General features: G+C 35.3%; 4 protein-coding genes. 1 reads left to right on the forward strand and 3 read right to left on the reverse strand.

Annotated elements, in window-relative coordinates; all coding sequences use genetic code 11:
- A partial coding sequence (locus Q0L68_RS15995; RefSeq protein ID WP_296705132.1) for an ATP-binding cassette domain-containing protein occupies window positions 1–1,758 on the reverse strand: 1,758 nt, incomplete at its 3' end.
- Between the two features lie 93 nt (window positions 1,759–1,851).
- Here Q0L68_RS15995 and Q0L68_RS16000 point away from each other — a divergent pair.
- Window positions 1,852–3,057, forward strand: a complete 1,206-nt coding sequence (locus Q0L68_RS16000) for a PQQ-dependent sugar dehydrogenase (RefSeq protein ID WP_296705133.1) — start codon at window positions 1,852–1,854, stop codon at window positions 3,055–3,057.
- 32 nt (window positions 3,058–3,089) lie between these two features.
- On the opposite strand, the gene Q0L68_RS16005 is transcribed toward Q0L68_RS16000, so the two are convergent.
- Complete coding sequence (locus tag Q0L68_RS16005) at window positions 3,090–4,409, reverse strand: AarF/ABC1/UbiB kinase family protein (protein WP_296705134.1); 1,320 nt, start codon at window positions 4,407–4,409, stop codon at window positions 3,090–3,092.
- 3 nt (window positions 4,410–4,412) lie between these two features.
- Window positions 4,413–5,078 carry a TetR family transcriptional regulator C-terminal domain-containing protein gene (locus Q0L68_RS16010; protein ID WP_296705135.1) on the reverse strand — a complete coding sequence of 222 codons (666 nt, stop codon included), beginning with the start codon at window positions 5,076–5,078 and terminating at the stop codon, window positions 4,413–4,415.
- Window positions 5,079–5,176 lie beyond the last annotated feature (98 nt).

A 5,176-nucleotide genomic window follows, 5' to 3' on the forward strand; every position in this document is an offset into this window, starting at 1 on the left:
TATTTTAAGCTTCTCCAATTTTTCAATTTCAGATTCAACTTGTTTTAAGTCTTCCTCGAGTTTTCGAAGTTCTTTTTTAGCTTGATTTATTTCGACTTGACTTTTCTGAGGAGTTGGTTTTTCTTTTTTGGCAGATTTAGATGGTTGATCAGCTTTTTCTTCAATCTGCTGGGTTTTCCAAACTTCGTACTCAGTGTAGGTCCCCGGGTATTCCTTTATCTCCTGATTTTCAATGTACCAGATTTTATTCGCTACACCTTTAATAAAATGTCTATCGTGTGAGACTGTAACAAATGTACCCTCATATTGCTGCAATGCCTGAATCAAAATATTTACAGACTGGAAATCCAGATGGTTTGTCGGTTCATCAAGCAATAAAAAGTTTGATTCTGAGATTAGAGTTTTGGCTAAGGCAACGCGAGATTTCTCCCCCCCAGAAAGTACTTTAATCTTCTTAAAAACATCGTCGTTTGTAAACAGAAAACATCCTAGAACATTTCTAAGCTCTGTCTCTGTTTTAGCACTACCCGATTGTGCCATTTCCTGAAGAATTTCATTTTCTAAAGTCAAAGCCTCTAATTGGTGTTGAGCAAAGAAAGATTTGATTACATTATATCCTTCTTCTCTTTTTCCTTCAATTTTTTCTGAGCCGTCAATAACTCTCAATAATGTTGACTTACCCTTCCCATTTGCACCAATCAATGCAATTTTGTCCCCTCTTTCAATTCTTGCAGAGGTATTTTTTAGAATAACATTTTCACCATAAGCTTTAGATACATGATCTAAAACCACCACATCTCTTCCTGATTGTTTTGAAAATTTAAACTTAAAATTTACCGAAACTTGATCATCAACAACTTCATGAACTTTTTCCATCCTATCAAGAGCTTTTATCCTCGATTGAACCTGATTAGATTTTGTAGCTTTGGCACGGAATCGCTCAATGAATTTCTCTGTTTGCTTGATCATTTGCTGTTGATTCTCATAAGCATTTTGCTGGATTTCCATTCGCTCCTTTTTTTCCTCTTTATAAAAGGAATAGTTTCCTGAATAGAGAGTCAGAGTTTGATTTGCAACTTCAACCGTACTGCTGATGCAGTTATCCAAAAAAGTCTGATCGTGAGAAACTACCACAACAGCACCTTCATATGTTTTCAAATAGTTTTCTACCCATTGAATGGAAGGTAAGTCAAGGTGATTTGTAGGTTCATCAAGCATTAATAAGGATGGCTTTTCTAAAAGAAGTTTTGCCAGCATTACTCGCATTCTCCAACCTCCTGAGAATGTCCTTAGTGGTTTTTGAAGATCTGAAGTTTTAAATCCAATACCTTCTAATACTTCCTCCGCTTTGGCTTTAATAGTATACCCCTCATTTGCTTCAAACATATCTTGCAGTTTTGCAAGTCGGTTCATAATTTCATCCGAATAATCAGTCTCCATTTGTTTGAGTACCTGATCAATTTCGTCCTGTAATTCAAGAGTTTCTTTAAAAGCAGCGAGGGCAACATTTAAAATACTTTCATCGGATTGGTAGGAAAGTAAATCCTGATTTAAAAATCCAATGGAACAATCCTTGGCTTTTTGGACTTCTCCTGATGAAGGTTGATAGTCTCCTGAAATAATTTTCAAGAGTGTAGATTTGCCAGTGCCATTTTGTCCTACCAATCCAATTTTGTCTTTTGGTTTGATATGAAGATTGGCATTTTCGTATAAAGGACGACCGCCTATGAAATATGAAAGATTACTAATTGATAACATACCCCAAAAATAAAGATTAACCCGTTCATATACCTTTGAAAAAAGAACATTCTGAAATTGATTAGTTTACCTATAATAAGAAACGAAAATATTATGAAAACCATTTCTAATGTATCATTATCTATGCTTTTGGCAGTATGCTGTTTAACAGCTAGTTGCCAGCAAAAAGAAAAAGTTAAAATCCAACCGATCGAAACTGTAAATTCTGCAAACAAAAGAGATATCTCCAATGCAGTTGCAGAAGTACAATTAGACAAACTCACTCTGCCCTCAAATTTTAAAATTGATGTTTGGGCTGCAGATATTCCAAATGCCAGAGCAATGGCAATAAGTGAAGAGGGAATTGTATTTGTTGGAAATAGACAAGAAGACAAAGTCTATGCGGTCATAGATGAAAACGGTGATGGAAAAGCCGATTCAAAATTTATTTTGGCAGAAGGATTAAAAATGCCAAATGGAGTTGCGTATAAAGATGGTGACTTATATGTAGCAGAAGTAAGTAGAATCTTAAGATTCAGAGATATCAAAAACAACCTTGGGAATCCAAAATTTGAAGTGATTTATGAGGATTATCCAACTGAGACCCATCATGGATGGAAATTTATATCCTTTGGACCCGATGGTAAACTTTATGTTCCAGTAGGAGCTCCGTGTAATATCTGTGACCCTGAAGAAGAAATTTTTGCTAGCATCACGAGATTAGATGTTAATGCCGCCAAACCTGAACCGGAAGTTTACGCCCACGGTGTTAGAAATTCTGTAGGTTTTGACTGGAATCCAGAAACCGGAAATATGTGGTTTACAGATAATGGCAGAGATATGATGGGAGATGATATTCCAAATTGTGAGTTGAACCAAATTACAGAAGCAGGTCAACATTTTGGTTATCCTTATTGGCATGCTGGTGATGTGAAAGATCCTGAGTTTGGAGATGCAGGCGGAGCCCAATCAGATTATGTTGCCCCTGCAGCTTTGATGGGACCTCATAATGCTCCGCTTGGAATGAGGTTTTACAAGGCAGGAATGTTTCCGGATTCATACAATAACCAAATATTTGTTGCAAAACATGGATCATGGAACAGAAGCAAAAAATCAGGTTATGTAGTAGCTGTTGAAAAATTAGACGGGAGTTCAAATGTAACTGGGGAAGAAATTTTTATCAAAGGATGGTTAGACGAAGCTTCTCAGGATGTTTGGGGAAGACCAGTAGATGTACAAGAATTACCTGATGGAAGCATGCTAATATCAGATGATATGGCAGGCGTAATTTATAGAGTAACTTACTCATCTCCAGAATAAAACAGAAAAGGGAAGCAAATGCTTCCCTTTTCTTATTTTAACCAATCAGGTTTTGTAGTGATTACTTCTGCTTGGAGTTGGTTTAATAGATTATACAGACCGAAATAAGTTCTATTTACATATAAGCCATGTCTAGATCCTCTAGCCTGTCTTGACTTTTTAAACATTTTGTCGTTTGAAATTCTATCACCCAGCCTAAATATTTGTTCAAAAAAACCATCGTCAGCAAAATCAAATCGGTCTACATGAAAAGGTTTTCCCAAAAGTGAAATCATTTCTTTAAAAACCCCTTTAAAATAGGCTTGCTCTTCTTCCGTGTCTTTCGAGGAAATAAACTCAAGATCGTAAAATATTTGATCCAATTCACTCTGATTAATAAGTAGGTCTTTTTTGATTAAGGCAAAGTAGCCACTATAAAAATCTTCTGGGATAACTTTTACGCAACCAAAATCAATAATTCCTAACTGATCACCCTCTTGGATAATAAAATTCCCAGGATGAGGATCCGCATGCACTTGTTTTAAATTATGAACTTGGTGATGATAGAAATCCCAAAGCGCTTGTCCAATTTGATTTCGAGCTTCTTGACTTGGATTTGAATCCAACCATTCTTTCATATGTAGCCCTTGAATCCAATCCATGGTAATAATCCTATCTGAACTGTACTCATCATAATAGGTTGGAAATTTTAAATTAGGAATATGAGAGCAGGCAGTTGATATTTCCCTAGAACGTTGTATTTCAAGAATATAATCAGTTTCTTCCAACAGTTTCTCTTCTACCTCAGCCATGTAATGATCCAATTCCCTCTCGTTCATATTTAATAAGCGAAGAGCAAAAGGCCTTACTAATTTTAAATCTGAACTCACTGAATCTGCCACTCCAGGATATTGAATTTTAACTGCTAAGGGTTTGCCAGATTGAGTTGCCTTATGGACTTGTCCAATAGAAGCGGCATTTACAGCAGACTTAGTAAAAGTTTCAAAAATTTGGTCGGGTGATTTACTAAAATATTTTTGAAATGTTTTTACTACCAACGGATAAGAAAGTGGCGGAGCCGAATATTGAGCCATGGTGAACTTATCTTGATAAGCCCTCGGCAATAGATTCTTATCCATTGACATCATTTGAGCAACTTTTAAGGCAGAACCTTTCAGTTGACTCAAGGAATTATAAATATCAGATGCATTGTTTTGATGCAACTCTTCCTTATCCATGCTTGGGTTTACAACCTTTTTAGCATAATGCTTTACATAATTTCCCCCAACCCTAGCTCCGGTTGAAATGAATTTGGCAGCTCTTTGTACTTTAGAAACCGGGATCGATTTCTGTTCATTTAATTTTTCAGCCATTACCTATTTGGATTGATACATGAATTTTGCAAAATCAAGGAAAGAGTCTAAAGCACTTTTACCCATAAGATCAAAAGCCAAATTGACAGATTTTTCTATTGCTGCATCAGTTTTTTCAAATCTTGGGGAATTGTCATTTAACCAATATTGGAAAACGAACCAGAGTTGAATCCACATCGCTTCGTCATATTTTTCACTGATAAAAGGTCTGTTTGCAATCTCTTCAGTCTCTTTTCCTTCCAATATGATATCACTAGCAAACTCTTTGAATTTAACCTTAAAGGCTGTTGCTTCTTTTGGTAATGAAGTTACTTTTTGAGTATGACTTGAATAAAGACTCAATAAATAAGATCTGTTTTTCTTAAGTTCTTCTATCCAGGTAAAAAGAAAACCTAGAAATTTCTCCCTTGCGCTATACTCTTTGAAAACTTCTTGCGCTTCAATCTGCCTTAAAGTTTCATCAAATATTTCAATCCATATTGCAGATTTTATGGAATCAAAAGAGGTATACCAAGTATAAAACTCCTCTTCCTTCAATTTTAAATCCTTTGAGAATTTAAAAACAGATTTGGGCATTGTTCCATGCTCCAAAACATAAACTTTAAATTCATCAAGAATTATTTTTTTAAAATCTTTCTTCGTAGTTTTTTTTGCTGAAGTAGTTGTCATAGGTTTTACTAGATATTATAACCGTAACATGTAAAAGAGTGAACAGGTTTATAAAAAGACATAAAAAAACCGGAGAAGTTTCCCCGGTTGAATATTAA

Source organism: Algoriphagus sp. (genome assembly GCF_024642405.1).
Classification (GTDB): domain Bacteria; phylum Bacteroidota; class Bacteroidia; order Cytophagales; family Cyclobacteriaceae; genus Algoriphagus.